Source organism: Desulfolithobacter dissulfuricans (assembly GCF_025998535.1).
Lineage (GTDB): Bacteria > Desulfobacterota > Desulfobulbia > Desulfobulbales > Desulfobulbaceae > Desulfolithobacter > Desulfolithobacter dissulfuricans.
Map to the genome: position 1 here is coordinate 84,966 of NZ_AP024233.1, position 22,046 is coordinate 107,011.

Genomic DNA, 22,046 nt, shown 5'->3' on the forward strand with positions numbered 1-22,046 from the left:
TCTGTCAAAAAAACAGACTTGATATTCTGCTTAGTTTTTCCATATCGCAGGCAAATAATAAAAATCCTAACGCCACATACTGAAAGGTAATGATGTTGCTTATCCCGTATGCAACTGGAGAGTTATGAACAAATTTTTTAATATTTCTGCTGGTATGTTTCTTGATGAAGTGGGTATACCCGTTCAGTATGGCCAGTCCGATGCCATGATAGAGACCCCAGAGGATAAAGTTCAGTCCGTCGCCGTGCCAGAGACCACAGACAAGGAAGGTGATCACAATGCAGATATTTGAAATTGTGACGGGCTTTTTCCGAAGTTTCTGGATGTTTCGAAATTTTCTTGCCAGTGGCCAGTAAATGTAATCGGTGAGCCAGGTGGTCAGTGACATGTGCCAGTTTGCCCAGAATTGTTGAAGATTTCGTTTGAAAAAAGGATAATTAAAGTTCTCCGGTAGATCAATCCCGACCATTCTTCCACATCCGATAGCCATGTCCGTGTAGCCGGAAAAATTAAAGTATATATACAGCATGTAGGCGTAGACGCCGATAACAATGTCTGTCTGTCTGGCTGTGCTTATATCCAGGGCTGCAATCGAGAACGGGTACAAAGAATCGCCGAGGACAATTTTTTTGAAAAGACCTGTTATGATTCGCTGGATACCCTTAAGCAGATTACGGCGCAAGTCTGAACCGGTGGCAATACTTTCTGCAAAGGCTGTATATCGGTTAATGGGTCCACTGAAAAAACTTGGAAAAAAAAGTGTGTAGTTGATGAATGTCAGCAGATTGAGATCGTGAATTTTTCCATTTCTGCTTTCGACGAGAAAATGTATGAATTTGAAGGAGAAATATGAAACTCCTATAAAAAATATGTGCTGTCCGGATGCAGAAAGAGGCAAGCCTCCTTGAAGAAGGTTGTTAAAGAATGATTGAATGATTGAATATTTGAAATAACAGAGAAAAAGTATGATCATCACAATTACAACTGTGATAATCCTGTTTTTCTTGATGCCTTTGTTTTCTGCAAGGTATCTTCCTGTGAAGTAGACAATGGCTGTCAGTGCGAGTAGGAGGGGAATAAGAACTGAGGAATTACTGACTGCAAGGCTGATAACCAGTAGGCTTACAGATATCATGAAACAGTTTCTGGTTAGGAGGCTTGCTTGAGTCCTCTGAAAAACTGTATAACAGGCAATGAAAATGACGGTAATGAGCCAGAATATTGTACCGGCATATGGTGTAATAGTCATTGCGCGTCCTTGGATATCCCTTCCTGTCTATTCTTGCTGGAATGGGTATGGGGCTCGAGTCTTGGTATGTGGTCGAGCCGGGGAAATCAGTTTTCAGGCCACCGGTAGTCTGATTAGCGCGATCGGCGCCTAACTTTGATGCCGATCTACTCTTATAGGTTTTGCAAACTTGGCTTTATGAATTTTATACGTTAGTACGAATGTACGATGTGTTTAACGGTGTCGTTGCCGCTGTTGCACTGGGTTTGTCCTTAAAAATGCACAGAAATAGAACCCTAATTTAACCGAGTTTCAGGCTAGCTTTCAACATGTATCTGTTATGAAGTAAATGATAACTATTTTATAGTACGGTATCAACGCGGGGGTTACAAATAACTGAAGGGAATATTCTGAGAGAAAATTACGCACACCCTTGCGGAGTTGGGCAGAATAGCCGCATCCTCCTCAGAAAACTGAGCGATCATCGTTTTTTTGTCTCTGCTAAACAATTTGGGCCGGATCCATTCCTGGAGTCCGGCCCATGCTTTCCACGTTTCAGGTAGCCTGAAAAAATATTTCTCTATAGAGTCGATATAAGGCTACCTTGAAAAATTGTATTTCGGAGTCTCGCAGGCTCGCTTACCTCGTCCTATCTCTGCGTCACAGCAAAATGAAAAATGCTCACATATGCTTAATATGCTGCGCTTTTTAATTTTGCTGTTCCTCGGAGTCTCCGCTTACCTGATCTTGAACGAAAATCCTAATTTTTCAAGGCACCCATAAGATAATCTTTACCTTGTTAATATATTCATTTTATTTCTATAATGTTGTTTATTTGAGGTGCAACGAGTTTGTTCCCGATAATTATTTCCCCAGTATATTCTCCCTCTTGACCATCGCTTGTGTAGGCAGTGATGGTGAATCTGTATGTCAGCTGTGGGTCGAGTCCGCTAATGGTGAAGCGTGTTACGTTGCCCACGTCTATGGGCGAGTTTCCTTCTGGCAGGCCTGTGCCGTCGTATGGCGGACCGGAGTCGCCAGTTTTGTAATAGAGTTTGTAGCCTGCCACTGGTTCAGGGTTGAGGCTCCAGATGAAGGTGACCGTGTCGCTTGTGGGCTCGGCAATGGAAACAGTCATGGTGGCGGTGTTGGAGTCCTGGATGCCATCATTCGCCTTGAAGGTAAAGGAATAGGACGCGTCCATGGAATCCGATAACAGTATGGTGAATTCTCCTGTTGCCGGATTGGTAAGGGTTACTGCGCTCAGCGGATCCGAGACGATGGTATAGGTCAGGGTATCGTTGTCTGCGTCTTCGGCTGTGAGGAAACCTGTAACAGACTGGCCTCGGGTTCCATTCATGGTGCCGTTGTTAGCCACTGGTGGGGTGTTGGTCGTTGCAATAGTGACGCTAACAGTGGCCGTGTTCGAGGTTGTAATGCCATCGCTGACAGCGAAAGTGAATGAGTCTGTTCCGCTGGCGTTCTGGTTTGGAGTGTAGGTGAACGCGCCGGTATTCTGGTCGGTTATGGTTGCCGTGCCAAGCGATCCGTTGCTGACGATGGTGTATGTGAGCGGATCCTTTTCCGGGTCGCTGGCCTGGAGTTGACCGTTGACCGGTGTGTTGCTTATCGTGCTCAGGGAGACATCGTAGGCTGTCGGCTGATCGTTTGTCGGCGTGATGGTGATGGAGACCGTTGCCGTGTTAGAGCTTGAGCTGCCGTCGCTTACGGACCAGGTGAAGGAATCGGTGCCGAAAAAGTCCGGGTTGGGCGTGTAGACAAAACTGCCGCTGGCACTGTCCGTGATGACGGCGAGTCCATGTTGTGCGTTGGACTGTAAGGTGTAGGTTAAGGTTGTTGAGTCGATATCCGCGGCGAGCAGGTTACCTGCCAGGGCGGTGTCTTCAGGACCGGAGAGGGTGACATCCTCTGCTGTTGGCGGGTCGTTCGCCGGGGTAATGGTGATGGCGACTGAGGCTGCATTGGATGTGCCGTTGTCATCAGTGGCGACGAACGTGAAGGTGTCGTTTCCGTTAACGTTGGGATTGGGCGTATAGGTATAGCTTCCTGACGTTCCATCCAGGGTGACAGTTCCCAGGCTGGGAAGAGCCTGTAGCTGATAGGTTATTGGCAGTCCGGACGAGTTTGTAGCGGTGACTGTGCCGGTTATCGTCTGGTCTTCGAGAGTGCTGATAGAACTGTCCAGGGCCACCGGTGGCTCTGCAGGTGGAGCGATTGTGGTGACTGGTTCAAGGATGACTTCCGGAGCATACGGGCTTTCATCGGTGCCTATATAGGCCGTAATGGTAAAATAATAGGTCGTGTTGTCGTCCAGGTTCGTGACTGTGTAGGTCGTTACATTGCCGACATCGATGGAGTTGGCATACGGCGGGCCAGAGGTTCCGGTGTTGTAATAGATGGTGTAGCCTTCCACCGGCTCGGGGTTCGCGGTCCAGGTGAACGTGGCATCCCGGGCAAAAGAAGGTATTGCCGACAGGAGAAAGCACACCGAAGCGAAGAGCGTGATGAGTGTTATGAAGTGTTTTCTTTTGCCCATTATGCAGCCAGTGAGTTGGTATTTTTTTATTTTTTGTTGAACAGCAGAAGTTTGTAGATTGCCGGCAGAATCCGAGAGGCCTTGTACTGTTGTTCGGTCATGATCTGTACCCTTGCCGTGGCGGTGTCCTGCTTACCGCTGTCGTCAGTAATGGTCAGCGTGATGGTATAGGTGCCTACGGCGCTATAGGTATGACTTGCGATCGGGCCGGTTCCTGTGGAACCGTCGCCGAAGTTCCAGCTGTACTGGACAATGGTCCCTGTTGTTGTAGATGGGGTGGAACTGGTGGCATCAGCTGTAACATACAGCGGCGCCGTGCCTGTGGTGCTGTTCAGCGAAATTATGGCTGTTGGCTCCGGGGTTGTCGTGCCGGTGTCGGTTGGGGCCGAAACAATGACCGGCAGGGTGGCACTGGCCGTTGCTCCGGCAGAGTCTTGAACTGTCAGCTCGGCGGTATAGTTGCCTGCTGCCAGGTACACGTGTGAGACCTGGGCCCCGGTTGCTGTGGATCCGTCGCCGAAATTCCACACGTAGGTCAGGGGATCGTTATCCGGGTCGGATGATCCTGATCCGTCGAAACTGATGGTCAAAGGGCTGGTGCCAACGGTGGTGCTGGCGGATATTGCCGCAACCGGTGGATTGTTGGGATTTGAAAGGTCGGTAACAGCAATTTGCACCGAGGTTGTCTGTATGGCGCCGGTATCGTCCTGTATGGTAAGGGAGACAGTGTATTCTCCTGCAGCAACAAAGGTGTGTTCTGTTACAGATTCGTAACTAGAAGCACTTCCGTCGCCGAAATTCCAGGTGTAGTTTGTAATGGTTCCACTACTGGTGGAGCCTGTGGCGTCAAAGGAGTAGGTGAAAGAGTTTTGGGTCTGCGCATACTGGATAGAGGGGACAAGCGCATCGTTGAAATATACTGTGAACGGTTGCGAGTGGGGGCTCTCTTCACCCGTGGTTGAGAAAGTGGTCATGGTGAAGGTGGTGCTGTTGTCGGCAACTTCGACGTCGCAGAGCATGGATGTCGCGTTGGGGTCGTTGATTTCACAGACATTGTTACCTGTCGCGTCATACAGCCGGTAGCCGGCGATGGTCACGTCAGAGTATTGCGCCGCGGTCCAGGTGATTTCAAGATGACGTTGCACAGCCAGAGCCGGGCCCGTGAGCATCAGGCTGAAGAGTATAAGGAGCGGCAGGAGGATTCTCATATTATGTACTGGGAGTTGAAGTTGCTGAAAAGTCCATTTATGACACGCTGATTGTCTAGCAGGATTCGTGCCATGGTGCACCTGCTTGTGGCTGGAGCCGTGGACAGAGGAACATCGGATGCTGTCTGCAGGTGGCCCGGGGCGAAGGCAGGGTGGAACACGTCATCTCCTGCAGACTATCTGGGCTGTTGCTGTTCGGCCATGGCCCATTGAAGCCATGAGAGCTGCTTGCCGGAAAAATCGTCTTTTTTTCTTTCGATGAATTGTTTCAGCAGGTCAAGGCTGTCAAAGGTTATGGAATAGTAGCCAGACGAATAGGCGCCGTGTCCGAGAAGGGAGGCCTTGCCGTTGTCGGCGAACTTCAGGATAAGTTCGTGGTTTTCATAGGAAGTGGCGGTGTCAGTGCGGGTAATGTTGCCATATTCTTCCCTGGTTTTGTCATTGTAATATTGCTGGACCAGGACAATAACCAGAATCAGGGCTGCGGTGGCCAGTAATCCGGCAATGCGGGTGGAGGTCCGGTTGTTGAAGAGGTCCCTGATGGACCAGGGGATCAGTTTGGTAATCGACGATTCTATGTCGCTGTGCGATGCCAGGACCGGTTCCAGCACTTTGCCGGTGTATTTTTCAATGGTGGATACCGCCTCACTGTCCGAAGGGTCGATCATGGCGATTTTGAGGGTATTATGTTCGCCGGTGGAGAGTGGTATCGCATTGTATTTTCTGCAGATATGTCTCGGCAGGATTTTTTTGACTTCTGGTGAAAACTCCTCCTTCACCCTGACGATATCAAGGCCAAGTTGTCTTGCCAGGGCCGAGTGGAGTTGTTCTTCCGAGATAATATTCATCTTGATCAGAAGATAACCCAGTCTGCGATTCCCCCGACCTGCAACTGCAGGGCCTTGTCCAGGTCTTCCTGGGTAATTACTCCAGCGGAAAGAAGCAGTTCGCCAAGACGTTGTTTTGTCGCCATTGTGCACCTTCTGGTAAAGATATATTCTTTGTTGTGTTCAAGACACCCCAAGATAATTATAGGCCACCGGAGAGTCCTTTTGCAAGGCAGGACTTGCAGGAGGTGAATTGTATCTGATTGGAGCTGCAGGGAAATTGGTCAGGGAAGGGATTGCAGGAGGTCCTCTATTGTCTGGCGCAGTAGGGGATCGCTGGTTTTCGTTTTTGCCTTGAGCAGGTTTTGCCTGGCAGGAGCTACTTGTTTCTGCTTCAGCTGGACCATGGCCAGGTGATAGAGAATCTGCGGATTATCCGGTTCAAGGCCGACGGCTTCTTCCAGGAGCCAGCCGGCCCGGACGGGCAGGTTTTTTTTGTAATAAACCCAGCCCAGCGTATCTGCGATGGCTGCATTGTCAGCAAGCCTGTCATAGGCTAGGGTGGCCAGACGCAGGGTTTCGTCTATATTTTCCGGTTGGTGTTCAAGGTAGAGCCAGGCCAGGTTATTGGCCAGCAGGGGAGAATCCGGTCTCTGGGACAAGGCTTCCTGAAGCAGGCCGATGGCTTTTTCAGGTTGTCCGGTGGAATTATAATACGACGCCAGTTTGATCTGTGCTTCCTCGAAGTTTTTAATACGGCTGGTCGCCTGCAGGAGTACCTGTTCCAGCTTTTCGGAGTGTTGAGGATACAGTTTAAAAAGTTGCAGGTATGTTTCCTTCATCTCGGGGTTTGCCTGGAGAGCCTGTTCGAAAGCATTTACGGCTTCTTCTTGGTTGCCAGCTGATAACAGGGTGAGGCCGTAGATATGGTACAGGTAGGCGGTGTTTCGGGCTTGGGCCTGGGCCTGTCTGAGAAATTTCAGGGCTTCTTCCTGGCGGCCCTGCTGGCAGAGAAGCCGGGTGTAGAGGAGGGTGGCATCAGCCAGGCTGGGTTCTTTGTCGATCAACTTCTGGAGGAGTGCCAGGGCCTGCTGTGGTTTGCCGGTGGTCGAAGAGATGATGCCTGCATAGTACACTGGGCCGGTCAGTGTCGAGTCAAGCAGAAAGGCCTTGTGAAGCCCTGTAAGAGCGTCGGTGTATTGTTTTCGCGCCAGCTGGATATTGCCCTGGATCTGGAAGGCCCGGGCATTTTCCGGTTCTCGCTCCTGGATACGCTGCACATGTTCAAGGGCCAGGTCGTACTCTCCGGTTTTGTAATAATAATCGGCAAGGGTTAGTTCGGCGGCGGTGAAATAGGAGTTCTGGGTCAAAGATGTAATCAGGCTCTTCTGGCCCAGGTTGTTCTGGCCGCTGGCCAGGTGCGCCAGGGCCAGTAGGTAATGGGCAATCGGCAGGCGGGGCTCTTTTTCCAGGGCCAGCTCCAGCTGAGATGCTGCAACCAGGTACTCTCCGGTATTCAGGTAGTATTTGCCCTTTAGCAGCAGAAAATCCACGTCCTGGTTTTCTGCTGGCGACAGCGTGGCCAGCAGGCTCTCTGCCTGGTCAAACTGTTCATCCAGGAGCAGGCTTTCCAGTTCCATTTTTTTGTAGAAACGGTTCTGGGGTGCTTGTTCCATCAGTTTTTTGTAGATGGACGCGGCCCTGGCGTAGTCGCCAGCCTCCAGAAACAGCTCAGCCCGTTGGACTTGGAGGTGCTGGTTGTTTGGAGCCTGGTCCAGGGCCTGCTGGAAAAAAAGATCAGCCTTTTCCCGCTCTCCTGTCAGCAGCCAGTAGTTGCCCATCTGCAGGAGAATCTCAGGAGATTTTGGCTGCTGAGCTGCCAGCTGTTCATAGACGGCGGCCGCTGCTGCGGTTTTATTCTGGCCCAGAAGGATAATGGCCAGTCGGGCCAGGGCCATCTGATTGCCCGGATCAAGGGCCAGTGCCTTCCGGTACTCATCGGTGGCAGGGAGGTAGCGTTCCTGGGCCGCAAGCAGGTCGCCGTGGAGGATCAGGTTGTCAGGGTCGTCTGGAAAAGATTTGAGTTTCTCCCAGCTGGCACGTGCTCCGGCCAGATCGAAAATTTGAAGTTGGAGCTTCAGGAGGTTGCGCAGTGTTTCCTGTGAATCCGGGTGGCTGGCAAGGTGTTTCTGGAAAGCCTGAAGAGCCTTGGGGTATTGGCCGCTCAGTTCGTAGGATTTGGCCAGGTTGTAATAAATATCGGGAGTCTCCGGGTTCAGGGAGAGCAGTTCGGTCCAGGTGGCAATGGCCTGGGCATACTGTCGAGAGGCCATATATTCCTTCGCCTGGCTGTAGAGCCGCTGGTTGCGCTGTTCTGGAGATTCACTGCAGGAAGCGCAAGCCAAAGCCGTTCCGATCAGCAATACGAGGAGAGGAATCCGGGCAGAATACAAGTTAGTGCCTGTCCAGAAATGGTCTTTCGGAGTCTCGCAGGCTCGCTTACCTCGCCCGATCTCTGCGTCATGCTCAAAAAATAATGCTCGGAATATTACGCATATGCCTGCGCTTATTTTTTTCGCATTCCTTGATCTCGAACGAAAATCCTCATTTCTGGACAGACACAAGTTACCATGCCTTGCTCGGAAAGAGTCCAAAACAGCTGAAATCGTATGTTCAAACTGTCGAGCCAGCGAGTGTCTCACGATCTGGATCCAAAGATGATATTGAGAAAAATCAGGCAGAAGAACCCGATAACAAGGGACAGGACCTTGTGGGACAGGGCGTAGTCAAAAAGTTTGAAGGGCAGGTCCAGGATCCAGGGTAGGCTGACCTCGCCTGATCCTCTGAAAGAGGCCCGGTCAGGGGCCTGTTGCCGGATGTTGTCGGATTCTGTATGTGGCTGGAACGTGTAACCACTGCCGGGCACTGCGAAGGATCTCGGGGGGAGGCCTGTATCAGCTTGTTTCTCTGGACTAATACTGTCTGTAATTCCTGGAAGGAGGCTATACCATTTTTGTTGTCACCCCTCGGGCTGGATCCGGCCTGGGCGGGCCTTGGAGCGGTCGATACCTGTCCCTGGACGGTTGCCAGTCGCTGCTGGAGCTTGCCAACCTCCCGTGCCAGACCATTTTGTTGTGCCAGAGTGTTTTTGATAGCCTGTATCCGCTGCCTTTCGCCTGATGCATTGGTCATAAGATCGATCATGCCTGACTGATACGAGCTGCCGAGCAACACCTTGGCCCGCTCCTGTATCTTTGCATATTCATCCAGGAGTTTTTTGATGCGCAGGTTGGCATACAGAAAGTTGGCAAAGGGGTCCTGGCTCGCGGTCAGCGGGTTCCTGAACAGGGAAAAGATGGGCATATTACTTTCGATAATGTCGGCAGGCACGAAGTTGTCCGAAGCCGGCAGCAGGATCGGTGGCGAGAGCGTCTTTTCTGTAAAGAGGTTAAGGTTATCCTGAACAGTGAAGGCAACCTGCCTTGAGCGGGCAGGAGCGTTTTCGCGCAGCAATACCGGGCTGTTCTCGGCCGGGTCCAGATAATATCCCCAGGCTGTCGGCCGGAGTGCAGCCAATGAGCACCCACAGGCGAGGCTCATGAAAAAGAAGAGGCGGAGTATCAGCACAGTATGAATGGAGTGAGATTGTGACGGCAATGATTGCTGGGCCGGGAACCGTTGTCGGCATTATGCGTCTGGCAGCGCAGCTATGCTGTATCGCTGTGGAAAATGTAAAGAGATATTTTATCTGTAAAGAGGTCCTGGAGCAAGGGTTATTTTTGTTTCAGGCTAGGAACACTGGTGCAGGGCATAGGAAGTCTGGTTGTTTCTGGAGACGGAGGGCGAAGGGAGGATGCGGTCTGGTGGTTGCAGCCAGAAGAGACAGGTGGGGCAGTCCGCACGGGCACTGCCCCGTCCTTGAGCAATTATTCTTCGACAGTTACTTCATCTTCTATTTTTTTGATAATTTTTTTGCCGATGCCTTTGACCTTGATAAGGTCCTCGATTGTTTTGAAGTTGCCTTTCTCCTGACGGTACCTGATGATAGCCTCGGCTTTGGCCTTTCCTATGCCGGGTAGGGTGGCCAGTTCCTTGGCATCGGCGGAGTTGATGTTGACCTTGGCAAAGGCGGCGGTGGCCAGGAAGAGGAGCAGGACGAGGGCGAGACAGATTCTTTTCATGGAGACCTCCGTGGTGAAAATAGTGGATGAGAAGGTTGATATGAGGTAAGTGTAGGGGCGCGACTTTTGATGTGTCAAGGTGTAAAAAGTATACAAAATTGAAGTGTTATGATTTTTCGTTGTCCTGCAATGTCTCTCGGCGAAAGGGATTGCGGGAAAAAATTATGGAGCCGTGGTATGGTTTCTTTTTGTTCTTCAGAAACGAGCAGGTAATAGAGTAGGGATATGCAGAAAAACAACAACACAAGTGAATATTCCGAGACCCTTGTCGTGCACTTTCGGCGGGCCGAAATGCTGCGCCAGGAGGCGGTGGGGCTGGTCTCCCTGGATTTGAATATCCGGCAGCTATGTGATCTGGAGCAACTGCTCAACCGGGCCTATTATCCCCTGTCAGGCTATCTGGGCCGGGCGAACTATGAAAGTGTGCTCGAGAAAATGCGCCTTGCCGACGGCACGGTCTGGCCGATACCGGTCTGTCTGGACGTGTCCGGCGAATTTGCCGAAAAACTGCAGCCAGGACAGCGACTGGCGCTCAATGACCAGGAGGGATTTCTGCTGGCCCTGCTCACCATCGAGGAGATCTGGCAATCGGACAAGCGGGCCGAGGCCCAGGCCGTGTATGGAACAGACGACCCGGCTGCCCATCCCGGTGTCAAGGCCCTTTACGAGCAGGTGGGAGAATACTACGTCGCCGGGTCGGTGGAAGGGGTTACCCTGCCCATTCATTACGATTTTCGTGATCTCCGGTTGACGCCCTCGGAGACGCACCGCCGTTTTACCCAGTATGGCTGGCGCCGGGTGCTTGGTTTCCATACCAGGGAATACCTGCACTGCGCCCACCGGGAAATGGTTCTGGCGGCGGCCCGGGAAGCGGGGGCCAGTATTTTTCTCCATCCTGTGGTGGGGCTTGAGCATCCCGGTAACATGGAGCATTACACCCATGTCCACTGTTACCAGGAGTTTGTGAAGCATTTTCCCAACAACATGATCATGCTGGGGATCACCCCGCTTGCCGAACGGTTTGCCGGGCCCCGTGAGGCCCTCTGGCACGCCCTGATCCGCCGGAACTACGGTTGCAGCCATTTCATGGTCGCGGAAGACCATGGTGATCCCTTTGCCGGTACCGGGCAGGAGCTGTTCTATCCCCGCCATGCGGCGCAGGAGCTGGTGGATTCGTTCAGTGAGGAATGTGGCATCAAGATGGTGCCGCAGCGGCAGATGGGCTACGTGGAGGATAAGGCGCAGTACGTGTTTCTGGACCAGGTCCAGAATGAAACGGTCAAGAACATCACCTCCGAGGAGTTGAAACGGCGCCTGGAGTGGGGGCTGGAGATACCGGACTGGTTCTCCTATCCGGAAGTGGTGGAGGAACTCAAGCGCGCCTTCCCGCCCCGCTCCAAACAGGGGTTTACTATTTTTCTCACCGGGCTCTCCGGCTCGGGAAAATCCACCATTGCCAAGGTCCTCATGGTGCGGTTCATGGAGATGCGCGATCGGCCGGTGACCCTGCTTGACGGTGATATTGTCCGGAAAAACCTCTCCTCGGAACTGAGCTTTAGCAAGGAGCACCGGAACCTAAACGTGACCCGCATCGGGTTCGTGGCCTCTGAGATCACCAAGAACGGCGGGATAGCCCTGTGTGCGCCCATCGCTCCCTACGAGGAGTCCCGCCAGGCAAACCGTGAGCTGATCAGCCGCTACGGCGGCTATATCGAGGTCTATGTCGCCACTCCGCTGGAGGTGTGTGAGCAGCGGGATCGCAAGGGGTTGTACGCCAAGGCCCGGGCCGGGCTGGTCAAGGGGGTTACCGGTGTCTCGGATCCCTATATCCCGCCCTCCAATCCCGAGATTGTCATCGATACCACCCGGCTGACTCCTGCCGAGGCCGTGCAGGAAATCTTTCTCTATCTCGAAGAACAGGGGTACATCAGGTAGTTTCGTGCAGGTCAGAAACAGACACTGGCTGGTTCTTTTCCTTATTTTTTTCGGTATTCCATTTTTTTTCTGGGGCGGACCGGGATACCATGCCGCCCGCTCCTTCAAGGCAGCCTGGGATCTCGGTCATATCCTCTTCTTCGGATGTTTCTCCTGGCTTGTCTTCCAGTATTATCAGACCCGGGAAGAGCTGCGATGTACCCTGCGGCTGTTCCTGGGCATCTTTATTCTCGTCCTGGTCCTTGGGATCGGGGTCGAGTTCATGCAGCTGGGCATTACCGGCCGTCATCCAGACCCTTATGATGTCCTGCGCAACCAGCTTGGATGCCTGGTGGCCTATGTTTTTTTCTGCTGCCGGAAGGAAAAATATCTTACCCTGCTGCGCACAACGGTACTGCTCATGCTGCTGCTTGCCGCCTGGCCCCTTTGCCGGGCACTGATCGACGAGCTGATCGCCAGAGAACAGTTCCCTGTCCTTGCCGATTTCGAGACCCCCTTTGAACTTGCAAGGTGGCGCGAGGGGAGGCAGCTGGCCTTTGACCGGACCCTGGCCCGCCATGGCAGAAAATCCATGCGGGTCCAGCTCAGCACGGCCATGTATTCGGGAACAGCTCTTTTCTACTTCCCCCATGACTGGCGTGGATATCGCTGGCTATCGTTGAGTGTGTACAATCCAGAGCCGGAGCCTGTTACCCTTCACTGCCGGATCCACGATCGGTGGCACAACAAATCCGGCCAGGCCTTTTCTGACCGTTTTCACGACAAATTTATCCTCCGGCCAGGGTGGAATGACCTGCGGATCAGCCTGGAGGCGGTCCGCCTCGCTCCGGCGGGACGCGAAATGGACATGCAGTATATTGAAAGTTTTGGTATATTTGTGATTCGGCGTGCAAAACCAATGGTGCTCCATGTCGATTATGTCTATCTTTCCAACTGAGATGCCGTGAGATTCTATCGCCCTCACTCCTTTTTCGCCCTCCTGCTGACCGGCTTTGTCTTTGTCTCCCTGCCGCTCTTGACCGCCCTGTACAGTTCGGTGCAGGTCATGGAAGACCTGGTGCAGCAGTCTGCGTTTGCCGTCTATCGTTCCGTGGATCGGGTTTCCAACAGTCGGCACCTGGTTGAACTGCTCCTTGACCAGGAACGCAAGGCCAGGCTGTACAACGTGCTGGGCGAGCCGTCCCAACTCGATGCGGTCAATCAAATACATGAGCAGGTTGCGGATATCCTGGAGCATTTTTCCATGGGCAGTGAAGATGCGGATCTCCTTGAACAGCTGGAGCAGTTGCGCGCCATGGAACAGTACCAGGTGGCGGTGCTCAACCGGATGACCTCGGGGCCGGAACTGCGCAAGAAAGAGCTGGAACAGGTGCTGGCCAGGTACCGCGATCTGAATGCCCTGGCCCTCAACGTGGCCCAGGCCAGCAATCAGCTGATGATTTCAGAGGTCGAGGCGCTTAAGGAAAAGGTTCGGGAGAACAAACAGATGCTTGCATGGCAGACCTCCGGTCTCATTGGTTTTTCTCTCCTGCTCATCGCCCTCTTCGTGGTCCTTATCTCCAAGCCGGTGGCCCAGATCGACCGGGGTATCGAACAGCTCGGTGATGGCGATTTCCAGACTCCCATCCACGTCTCCGGGCCCAAGGATCTGGAGGTCCTGGGGCAGAAACTGGACTGGCTTCGTAAGCGTCTGGCCCAGCTGGACCGGGAGAAGGTCAAGCTGGTGGCCCATATCTCCCACGAACTCAAGACCCCTCTTTCCTCCATCAAGGAGGGGGCCGGGCTGCTCAAGGAGGAGGTGGTCGGCGCCATGAACAGTCGTCAGCAGGATGTGGTCAGGATTCTTGATAAAAACTGTACCAAGCTACAGAAGCTCATCGAGAATATCCTTGATTTCAACATGGCCCAGGCGAGAAAAATACCCCTGGAGAAAAAACCGGTGCGGCTTGATGCGGTGATCGATGAGGTGGTTGCCGACCAGCGCAACTCCATCATTGCCCGCAGGATCAAACTGGATGTCCAGGTCTCCAAGGCTGTGGTCTCCGGTGACCGTACCCAGCTGAAGACCATTTTCGATAACCTGCTCTCCAATGCGATAAAGTTTGTCGCCGATGAGGGCGAGATCTCCATTCGGATGCATCAGGAAGACCGCAAGGTCACGGTGATGGTCGAAGACAACGGACCGGGTATCCGCGATCAGGAACGGTCCCGCATTTTTTCACCCTTTTACCAGGGAAAGAGCGCGAAAAGTACGGTGGTCAAGGGCTCTGGCCTCGGACTTGCAATTGCTAAAGAGTATGTGCAGAACCACGGCGGCTCAATCCGTCTGCTGTCCTCCCGCCAGGGGGCCAGATTTGCCGTGATTCTGCCACTGACCTCATGATGGGATTAACCTATGAAATTAACGTGTACCTGTCTGCTGCTGGCCTTTTTTCTTGTCGGTTGTGCCGAACTGGGGACACAGGGGAACGGTTCTGCCGGAAAATCGGTGCCGGCGGTGGTGTTTCAGTCCACCGATGCCAGTTACATCCTCGCCTGCATGGAGGAATTGCAGGGTATTAAAAGGAGTGAGTTCAATCGCTATTTCAAGACGCTGGCTGCCGGTATCGATCAGCGGCCCGACCGGGACAAGCTCCGTCTGATCTGTTTGAGCCTTAATCCAAAGGCCAGTTATAAACAGTTCCGGCTGGGGTTCACGCTTCTGCAACGCTATATCGAGTCCCATCCGGAAAACCGCGCTGACCTGAAAGGGTTGCTGGCTTTAGCGGCTCGCCTCGATCAGGCCAAGATCCAGCGCTGGACCGGCAGGAAAAAGCTCGAGGAAGAAAAAAAGGCCCTGGAGCAGAAAATTGACGAGTTGACCAATGAGCTGCAGCAGCGCGAGGTACGGATCCACGAGTTGCAGCAGCAGATCGAACAGCTGAAAAACATCGAGAACATCATAAAGAGTAGGGAACATTCCGCTGTGGGGACAGGTAGTTATGACTGACGGGCACACAATTTTACTGGTGGATGACGAGGCCGATCTGCTCAGTCTCTGGAAGCTCAGGCTGGAGAGCCATGGTTTTCAGGTGGAAACCGCGCTCAGCGGTGAAGAGGCGCTGGCCAAGATGCCGATCATTAATCCGCACCTGGTAATAACCGATCTGCGGATGCCGGGAATCGACGGGCTGGCCCTGTATGAGGCGGTACGCGAACGCAATCGCAGCGTCCCGGTCATTATCATCACCGCCCACGGTTCCATCCCCGAGGCCGTCGAGGCTACCAGGCAGGGCGTGTTCTCCTTTCTCACCAAGCCCATTGACGGCAAGGATCTGATCGAGGAGGCAGCCCGGGCCATCCGGCTTTCGGCCGGCGGAGGCGGGTCCGAGGAGGATGAGGAAGAGTGGCGCTCGGGCATCATCGGCAAGAGCGCGGTCATGGAGGAGCTTCTCTCCCGGGCAAGGCTGGTGGCAGAGACCGATGCCACAGTCCTGATCCGGGGCGAGAGCGGTACTGGCAAGGAGTTGCTGGCCATTGCCATTCACCGGGCAAGCTCCCGCAAAGATGGCCCTTTTATCCCGGTGAACTGCACGGCCATTCCCGAATCCCTGCTTGAATCCGAGCTTTTCGGCCATGTCAAGGGGTCGTTCACCGGCGCCACCAAAAGCTATGCCGGGCTGTTTCTCTCTGCCGACAAGGGGACGCTGTTCCTCGATGAAATCGGCGATATGCCGCTGCACCTGCAGGTCAAGCTGCTGCGGGTCCTGCAGGAGCGCCAGGTACGGCCGGTGGGCTCCACCCAGCCCGTACCGGTGGACGTGCGCATCATCTCCGCCACCCACCGGAACCTGGAAGAGGCCATCGAGAAAAAACAGTTCCGGGAGGACCTGTTCTACCGCCTCAACGTGGTTGGCCTGGAGCTGCCCCCCCTGCACGAGCGCAAGGAGGATATTCCCGTGCTGGCCGAATACTTTATCGACCAGCTCTCCAAAAACGGTGAGAAGAAGGTCAAGGGGTTCACCCCGGATGCCATGCAGACCCTGCTGGACGCGGCCTGGCCCGGCAATGTGCGCCAGCTCTACAATGTTATCGAGCATGCCGTGGCCCTGGCCACCTCGCCGCTCATTTCCGAAGACCTGCTCCATGACGCCATCAAGCAACATCAGAAAAAGATTCTTCCCCTGGCCGAGGCCCGCCGGCGGTTCGAGCAACAGTACCTGGTGCAGCTCCTGCAGACCACCCGGGGCAATGTCTCCCAGGCTGCCCGTATTGCCCGCCGCAACCGGACCGATTTCTACAAACTCCTTAACCGGCACCATATTGTGCCGTCCCTGTTCAAGTCCTGAGCCGCACGGTCTGCCAACGGCGCGGGCTGACCAGCGGCCGTCTTCCTCCGGCCGGATCTGGCCTACGGGCCTGCTTCCCAGCCTCTGTCGCAAAAACGCGACTTCATTTCGTTCTTCAGCAGGCAACGGACGCAGCAGGGCCGCATGACGTTGTCGCAAAAACGCGACTTGCTTTTTGCCGGGAGGCTCCGGGAGCAGGCTCCGGAGAGATCCTCTCTTCGCCCTGTCCGGTGGATATCCCTGATCTGGCCGCAGCTGGCTCGGCCAGCCTGGAGAGTCGGCAGGCTCTGGTCTCGATCATCAATACGCTGCTCCTCGGCTTGAATTAGCCACAGCGTCGGAGCGGTGCGGCTTGGCCTGGACACATGGAATCAGGCCGCATCCCAACGGTTCCCATGATTAATTCCGTCGAAATAATTGACAGATGGTGCTGTATACAGTAATCTTTCTCGAACCTGAATCCGGGTGATTCGCCTGGTTCGGGCCGAGTATTGGCCATCGTCGTACGCTGTTCCAGACCGTATCGGCCATCTTTCCCCCTTTCTTGTCATCAATGGATTGCAGGCAGTCTGCCGGTGTACAGCTGTATGCCTGAGCGTCGTGCACATGATGTAACTTTGGATTGTGGAGTTCGTATGTCAAAAAAAGCCATGGAGATGAACCCGGCCTTCAGCGCAGAAGTTGTTGCCGAGCCCGGCGGATCGCATCTCAACAGTTGTTTTTCCTGTGGTGCCTGCAGCGGCGCCTGTCCTGTCAGCCAGGCCATTCCGGAATTTGATCCCCGCAAGATAATCCACATGGTCCGCATGGGCATGGAAGAGCGGCTCCTGGGATCGGATATGCTCTGGTACTGTTCCAGCTGCCGCAGCTGTGTCTTTGTCTGTCCCCAGGATGTCAGCTTTGCCGATATCATGGGCGCGCTCTCCCGACTGGCCCTGAAAAAGGGTTTTGTCACTCCGCAGCAGCTGGTGGAAAAGGGCAAGGCTGCCCAGGTACAGCGCGATCTCTGTGTCTCCTGTCTGACCTGTGTCCGGGTCTGCCCCTGGGATATTCCGAAAATTGACGAGGGCGGCTTTGCCACCATCGATGTGGAAGCCTGCCGGGCGTGCGGCATCTGTGTGGCCGAATGTCCCGCCCAGGCCATCGTGCTCAATGAGTCTGAAGACGAAAAGCTGATCGCTGCCTGCGGCGCCTGATACGACGAGGAACGAGAAATGAGTTTTACACCAGATATTCGTGTTTTCAGCTGTCATTACACCTCGCAGCAGGGCTGTGTGCATGAGGGAAAGGAGCTCGCCGAGCTGGGTTTTCCAGAAAATGTCCGCCTGACCCGGGTGACCTGCACCGGCAAGCTTGAGGTGGTTACCCTGCTCAAGGCCTTTGAAGAGGGTGCCGATGGCGTTTATGTGGTAGGCTGTCCGGTGGATGGCTGCCATAACGTGAAAGGCTCGCAGCGGGCGGCCAAGAGGGTGGCCGCTGTCCGGGATGCCCTCAAGGAGCTCGACGTGGAGCCGGGCCGGGTGGAGATGTACCATCTGCCCCGTGGCCTGCACCCCGAATTCATCGATGCGGCCCGGGAGATGAACGAGCGCATCCAGGGGTTTGGCCCCAGCCCATTCAAGTAACCAGCATGGCTGGACCAGGTAAGCGACCGAAGGGAGACTCCGGGTAAGCGACCGAAGGGAGACTCCGGGTAAGCGACCGAAGGGAGACTCCGGATTTCGGCACTGTCCAGCCACAACCAGCTATGAAAATCACCCTGCAATTACTTAAGGTTGTGGTGATTTTTGGATAAACACAACAGTATTGAGATCCCTGATAAATGATATATGCGCCGGCCAGCCTGACCCGGCCGGGTGCAACAGAGTGACGAACCACAGGAGCTATTCATGATTGTAGCCGAGCGGAAACCGCTTTCTGAAATACTGGACATGGTGAAGGATTGTACGAAGATTCTGGTTCTGGCCTGCCGGGGCTGTGTTACGGTTTGCTCGGCCGGTGGCGAACGGGAAGCGGAAATCCTGGCCTCTCTTATCCGTCTTGGCATGAAGAAAAACGGTCGGGACGCCGAGGTGATCGTGGGCTCGCTGGTCCGCCAGTGTGACCGGGAGTATGTGGACACCATCGATGCCTGGAAGGGGCAGTACGATGCCATTGTCTCCACGGCCTGCGGGGTCGGGGTCAACTTTATCGCCAACCTGCGTCCGGAGGACAATGTCTTTCCTGCCCTCAACACCACTTTTTTCGGTGGTTCCGCCGAGCAGGGGATCTGGAGCGAGCAGTGTGCCGGCTGCGGAGACTGTGTCCTGCACCTCACCGGTGGTCTCTGTCCGGTGGCCCGTTGTGCCAAGAGCCTGATGAACGGTCCCTGTGGCGGTTCCGTCGATGGCCATTGCGAGATCCATCCGGAAGTGGACTGTGTCTGGCAGATGATCTATGACCGCATGGGACGGCTTGACCGGCAGAAGGAGCTGGTTGATTCCGCGCCTATCCGTGACTGGTCCACGGCCGGCCATGGTGGGCCCAGAAAACAGGTCCGGGAAGATCTGACCGTCTGAGAGTTTAAAACACGGTCTGGCCATGCTGCGGCGCCTGAGCCCCTTTTTTGTCGGTTTCCGGGTCGTCTCTCTTCCCGTCGGCCTCCGGGCGCCTTTTTTGCACACCATCTGAAAGAAATCATGACCTGCGCATTTCGAAATGACTGAGTTATCGCTTCGAGATGCGCAGCGCCTCGTCCTGGCCCATTGCGCGCCGCTCTCCTCCACCACGCTTCCGCTTCAGTACGGATATGGCCGCGTTCTGGCCGCATCACTTAAAAGTACCCGCCCCAAACCCTCCTATTCCCAGTCCACCCGGGACGGTTTTGCCGTGCCCGGCGTGAGTGCGGCAGAGCTGCGGGACCGCGCTGTCACTTTTCGCCTGACCGGGGAGATTGCCGCCGGTACCCTGGAAAGCGGCGCCCTGGCCCCGGGCTGTGTTATGCGGATCATGACCGGCGGTATGGTTCCGCGCCGCTGCGAACGGGTTGTACCCTTTGAAGACTGCCATGAAGAGGGAGAGCGGGTGGTGATACCCGCCAGCGCCCTCAGGCGGCAACAGACCTTTATCCGCAAAAAAGGCAGTGTCATGGGACGCGGCCGGGTGCTCGTTTCCAGAGGCACCAGGTTGCAGCCGGATCACTCCCTGCTCCTGGCGGAAAACGGCTATCACGAGGTCCCGGTCTACCGGCGGCCGCGGGTCTGGCTGCTGTGTACAGGCAGTGAACTGGTCAAGCCGGGCGGCGAAATCCTGCCCGGGCAGAAGATATCGGGCAATTCCGTCCTGCTCTCCGGACTGCTGGAAGCAGACGGCACCGGTTGCGAGGTGGCGGATCCGGTACCGGACGAGGCCGGGGCCATTGGTTCTGCCATCCGGGGTATCCTGCAACAGGAGCCCGACGTTCTGGTGACGACCGGTGGTATGGGGCCGGGAAAGTTTGATCTCATCGAACAGGTTTTCCAGGAGCTTGGCGGCCAGGTGCTCTATAACAGCCTTCGGGTTCGGCCTGGCAAGGCGACCCTCTTTGGTCTCCTGGGCCGGGTACGCTGTTTTGCCCTGCCCGGTCCGCCTCCGGCGGTCCGGCTGCTCTATCACGAGCTGGTCGCGCCAGCATTGCGAAGCCTGCAGGGGTTCTCCCGCCCGCTGCCCCTTCGGGTTCGGGCCTGGCTGAGCGAGTCGCTCTGTCTGCGCGGACAGGGTGTCATGAACATGAAAGGCGCGGTTGCCACTCTCCAGGATGGCCGGCTTGTGGTCCGCCAGGCCGGATTTCAGGACCGGGTCAACGCTATTCTGCTCTTTTCCGGCCGCAAAAAGACCTACCGGGCAGGCGATACCGTGTCCCTGCACCTGGTCGGTCCCCTGGCCTGACCCCAGCACCATCGACCAACGTAACCTGCCGGGTTATGTGATCCCTCCATAGGAGACCATCGCTCCATCTGTCCACTACCACCATGCCAGGTCTTCAGCACCCACCCCACGATCTTCATCCGCCCAAAAGACAATGTCTTTTCTACAGGTTATCCCTGAGGCTTCATCCCCTGGCAGGAAGGACAGAACCAGGTGGCCCTCCCGCCAAGCGCTGTCTTTTCAATGGGCGACCGGCAGTGTGGGCAGGGGTCTCCCGCCCGGTCATATACGCTGAGCTGGAGCTGGAAATAACCCGGCTTGCCACTGGAGCCCAGGAAATCGGAAATGGTACTGCCGCCGGCCCTGATGGCTGCCCGCAGGATCTCAGGAGTGGCGCCGGCGATCTGTTCCCATTGCTCCGGGTCAAGAAGGTTGACCGGAGTGGCCGGGTGTATTCTGGCGGCAAAAAGAATCTCATTGGCGTAGATATTGCCGATTCCAGCTACGCGTCGGCTGTCCATTAAAAAATTCTTTACCGGCTGTCGCCTCCCCGTGGCCAGGTGGGCCAGGGCTTCGCCGGTGAAGCCCCGCTCCAGTGGTTCCAGACCCCGCGAGCTGGAAAAATCATCTTCCATCTCCCTGGCATGTTTCCCCGGCCAGACCTCCACGCTGCCGAACCGGCGGCTGTCATTGAGCCGCAGCTCCAGGTCGTTGTCGAGCAGGAGACGGAGATGGTCGTGGCGCTCGCGGGGGGAGGCGGCTGGAAAGAGGCCCAGTCGTCCGGTCATCCCGAGGTGGATGACCAGCACGGCCTTGTTGCTCATCCGCAGGAGCAGGTATTTTGCCCGCCGGTCAATGGTCTCGATACGCTGGCCGCTGATCTCACGTTCCAGCAGTTCTCCAGGGATGGGAAAACGGAGCGGTTTGTCGCCCCAGCGGACCCGGACGACTCGTCGGTCCGGCAGGTGAGGCAGCAGGCCACGGCGGGTCACTTCAACTTCAGGAAGTTCTGGCATGGATCATGTAATCGTTGTGCAAGGGTGGTCTGTCCGGTCAGATGGCTGTCCAAGGTGACGGCCAGGATATAGGGTTCCAGGTCATATAGCATGACCTCGGCTGCCGGGGCAAGATCCAGGATTCGGAAGACAAGGAGAAGATCCTCTTTTCCGGCCCGGGCCGCAATGAGGCTGGTATCACCGAAAATGGCCGACCGGTCATGGAGGAAGCATTTCTTGATGGCCTCCTTGGCCGTCCAGATCATGGTCAGCAGTTTCTGCTCCGGGGCGTCTATCATCCGGGCCAGTATTTTTTTTTCTCCCGGGCTGGTGAACCGATCCTGGACGCCAGTGAGTCTGGCGCTGATCTCCTGGAGGTCCAGGCCACAGGGCACGTGTGCCGCCATCCCGCCCGCGTGGCGTCCGGAGTGGGTGATGGAGAGGAACAGCGGCTGGTTTGTCTTGCTTTCCTGTCTCTCAGGAAAAGGACGCCCCCCGGGTTCCATGCCTATGGCCAGTGACTGCAGTCGTTCCCTGTTCCGGCCGAGCAGTGTGAGGGCCGCCAGCTTGGCAACGATCCGGCCGGCCAGCCATTCCCGGCGTCGTTTTTCCCTGGAGAAGTCGTGGAAGCGCGTCAGCTCCCGCCTGTCCAGCACCTCTTCCGGCGGGTGGTTTTGGTACAGGGTGTCCTGGGGTGCCAGGGTGATGCAGTGGCGGACAGGGCTCTCCTGCAGGGAAATCCACGGTGCAGAAAGGGACAGGGAGGCAGGGAAGGGCGGAAACTCCCGGCTGGATCCTGGCTCTGGGTGGTGGTATATGGCTTCTTTTCCGGTCACGTCGACGGTGGGCTTGTTTTGTTTTTTCATCGCTTTGGTACCGTGGCAGCGGGATGGGAGGTTGTC

The 22,046-nt window shown here is 55.3% G+C and carries 18 protein-coding genes; 10 read left to right on the top strand and 8 right to left on the bottom strand.

Features of this window, described 5'->3' with window-relative positions:
- Positions 1-4: 4 nt before the first annotated feature.
- The 5 genes from GF1_RS00365 to GF1_RS00385 all read right to left on the bottom strand — a co-directional run bounded on the left by GF1_RS00365 (position 5) and on the right by GF1_RS00385 (position 8,522).
- Positions 5-1,249, bottom strand: coding sequence for an MBOAT family O-acyltransferase (locus GF1_RS00365; RefSeq protein WP_267927644.1), 1,245 nt, complete (start codon positions 1,247-1,249; stop codon positions 5-7).
- A gap of 787 nt (positions 1,250-2,036) precedes the next feature.
- A complete protein-coding gene (locus GF1_RS00370) occupies positions 2,037-3,785 on the bottom strand; it encodes an Ig-like domain-containing protein (protein WP_267927646.1) in 1,749 nt (582 codons plus the stop codon).
- Between the two features lie 26 nt (positions 3,786-3,811).
- Entirely contained in the window at positions 3,812-4,993 is a 1,182-nt protein-coding gene (locus tag GF1_RS00375; protein ID WP_267927647.1) for a PKD domain-containing protein, read from the bottom strand.
- A 176-nt stretch (positions 4,994-5,169) separates the two neighbouring features.
- On the bottom strand, positions 5,170-5,841 hold the full coding sequence (locus tag GF1_RS00380) for a GspE/PulE/PilB domain-containing protein (protein WP_267927648.1): 672 nt from the start codon (positions 5,839-5,841) through the stop codon (positions 5,170-5,172).
- Between the two features lie 263 nt (positions 5,842-6,104).
- The gene (locus GF1_RS00385; protein ID WP_267927649.1) at positions 6,105-8,522 is read right to left on the bottom strand and encodes a tetratricopeptide repeat protein; all 2,418 of its coding nucleotides are present in this window, start codon (positions 8,520-8,522) and stop codon (positions 6,105-6,107) included.
- A 578-nt stretch (positions 8,523-9,100) separates the two neighbouring features.
- Between GF1_RS00385 and GF1_RS00390 the strand changes: the two genes are divergently transcribed.
- Positions 9,101-9,283, top strand: coding sequence for a hypothetical protein (locus GF1_RS00390; RefSeq protein WP_267927650.1), 183 nt, complete (start codon positions 9,101-9,103; stop codon positions 9,281-9,283).
- A gap of 463 nt (positions 9,284-9,746) precedes the next feature.
- On the opposite strand, the gene GF1_RS00395 is transcribed toward GF1_RS00390, so the two are convergent.
- Complete coding sequence (locus GF1_RS00395) at positions 9,747-10,001, bottom strand: ComEA family DNA-binding protein (protein WP_267927651.1); 255 nt, start codon at positions 9,999-10,001, stop codon at positions 9,747-9,749.
- Positions 10,002-10,226: 225 nt separating this feature from the next.
- Between GF1_RS00395 and GF1_RS00400 the strand changes: the two genes are divergently transcribed.
- The 9 genes from GF1_RS00400 (at position 10,227) to GF1_RS00440 (ending at position 20,170) form a co-directional block, all read left to right on the top strand.
- On the top strand, positions 10,227-11,936 hold the full coding sequence (locus GF1_RS00400; RefSeq protein ID WP_267927652.1) for a bifunctional sulfate adenylyltransferase/adenylylsulfate kinase: 1,710 nt from the start codon (positions 10,227-10,229) through the stop codon (positions 11,934-11,936).
- Between the two features lie 4 nt (positions 11,937-11,940).
- Entirely contained in the window at positions 11,941-12,873 is a 933-nt protein-coding gene (locus tag GF1_RS00405; RefSeq protein WP_267927653.1) for a VanZ family protein, read from the top strand.
- A 6-nt stretch (positions 12,874-12,879) separates the two neighbouring features.
- The gene (locus GF1_RS00410; protein ID WP_267927654.1) at positions 12,880-14,319 is read left to right on the top strand and encodes a HAMP domain-containing sensor histidine kinase; all 1,440 of its coding nucleotides are present in this window, start codon (positions 12,880-12,882) and stop codon (positions 14,317-14,319) included.
- Between the two features lie 12 nt (positions 14,320-14,331).
- The gene (locus tag GF1_RS00415; RefSeq protein ID WP_267927655.1) at positions 14,332-14,925 is read left to right on the top strand and encodes a hypothetical protein; all 594 of its coding nucleotides are present in this window, start codon (positions 14,332-14,334) and stop codon (positions 14,923-14,925) included.
- The gene (locus tag GF1_RS00420; protein WP_267927656.1) at positions 14,918-16,264 is read left to right on the top strand and encodes a sigma 54-interacting transcriptional regulator; all 1,347 of its coding nucleotides are present in this window, start codon (positions 14,918-14,920) and stop codon (positions 16,262-16,264) included. Before GF1_RS00415 ends, GF1_RS00420 begins: the two co-directional genes overlap by 8 nt.
- A 635-nt stretch (positions 16,265-16,899) precedes the next feature.
- Positions 16,900-17,460 (top strand): 4Fe-4S dicluster domain-containing protein, encoded by a 561-nt coding sequence (locus GF1_RS00425; RefSeq protein WP_267927657.1) that lies wholly within the window; start codon positions 16,900-16,902, stop codon positions 17,458-17,460.
- A gap of 18 nt (positions 17,461-17,478) precedes the next feature.
- Complete coding sequence (locus tag GF1_RS00430; RefSeq protein WP_267927658.1) at positions 17,479-17,889, top strand: hydrogenase iron-sulfur subunit; 411 nt, start codon at positions 17,479-17,481, stop codon at positions 17,887-17,889.
- 264 nt (positions 17,890-18,153) lie between these two features.
- Positions 18,154-18,822, top strand: coding sequence for a methylenetetrahydrofolate reductase C-terminal domain-containing protein (locus tag GF1_RS00435; RefSeq protein ID WP_267927659.1), 669 nt, complete (start codon positions 18,154-18,156; stop codon positions 18,820-18,822).
- Between the two features lie 139 nt (positions 18,823-18,961).
- Positions 18,962-20,170, top strand: a complete 1,209-nt coding sequence (locus GF1_RS00440) for a molybdopterin molybdotransferase MoeA (protein ID WP_267927660.1) — start codon at positions 18,962-18,964, stop codon at positions 20,168-20,170.
- Between the two features lie 149 nt (positions 20,171-20,319).
- Here GF1_RS00440 and mutM read toward each other — a convergent pair whose 3' ends face one another.
- Positions 20,320-21,165: a bifunctional DNA-formamidopyrimidine glycosylase/DNA-(apurinic or apyrimidinic site) lyase gene (gene mutM, locus GF1_RS00445; protein WP_267927661.1), complete on the bottom strand. Its 846-nt coding sequence runs from the start codon at positions 21,163-21,165 to the stop codon at positions 20,320-20,322.
- On the bottom strand, positions 21,138-22,010 hold the full coding sequence (locus GF1_RS00450; protein WP_267927662.1) for a 4'-phosphopantetheinyl transferase family protein: 873 nt from the start codon (positions 22,008-22,010) through the stop codon (positions 21,138-21,140). The genes mutM and GF1_RS00450 overlap by 28 nt, the downstream gene beginning before the upstream one ends.
- Between the last annotated feature and the right edge of the window lie 36 nt (positions 22,011-22,046).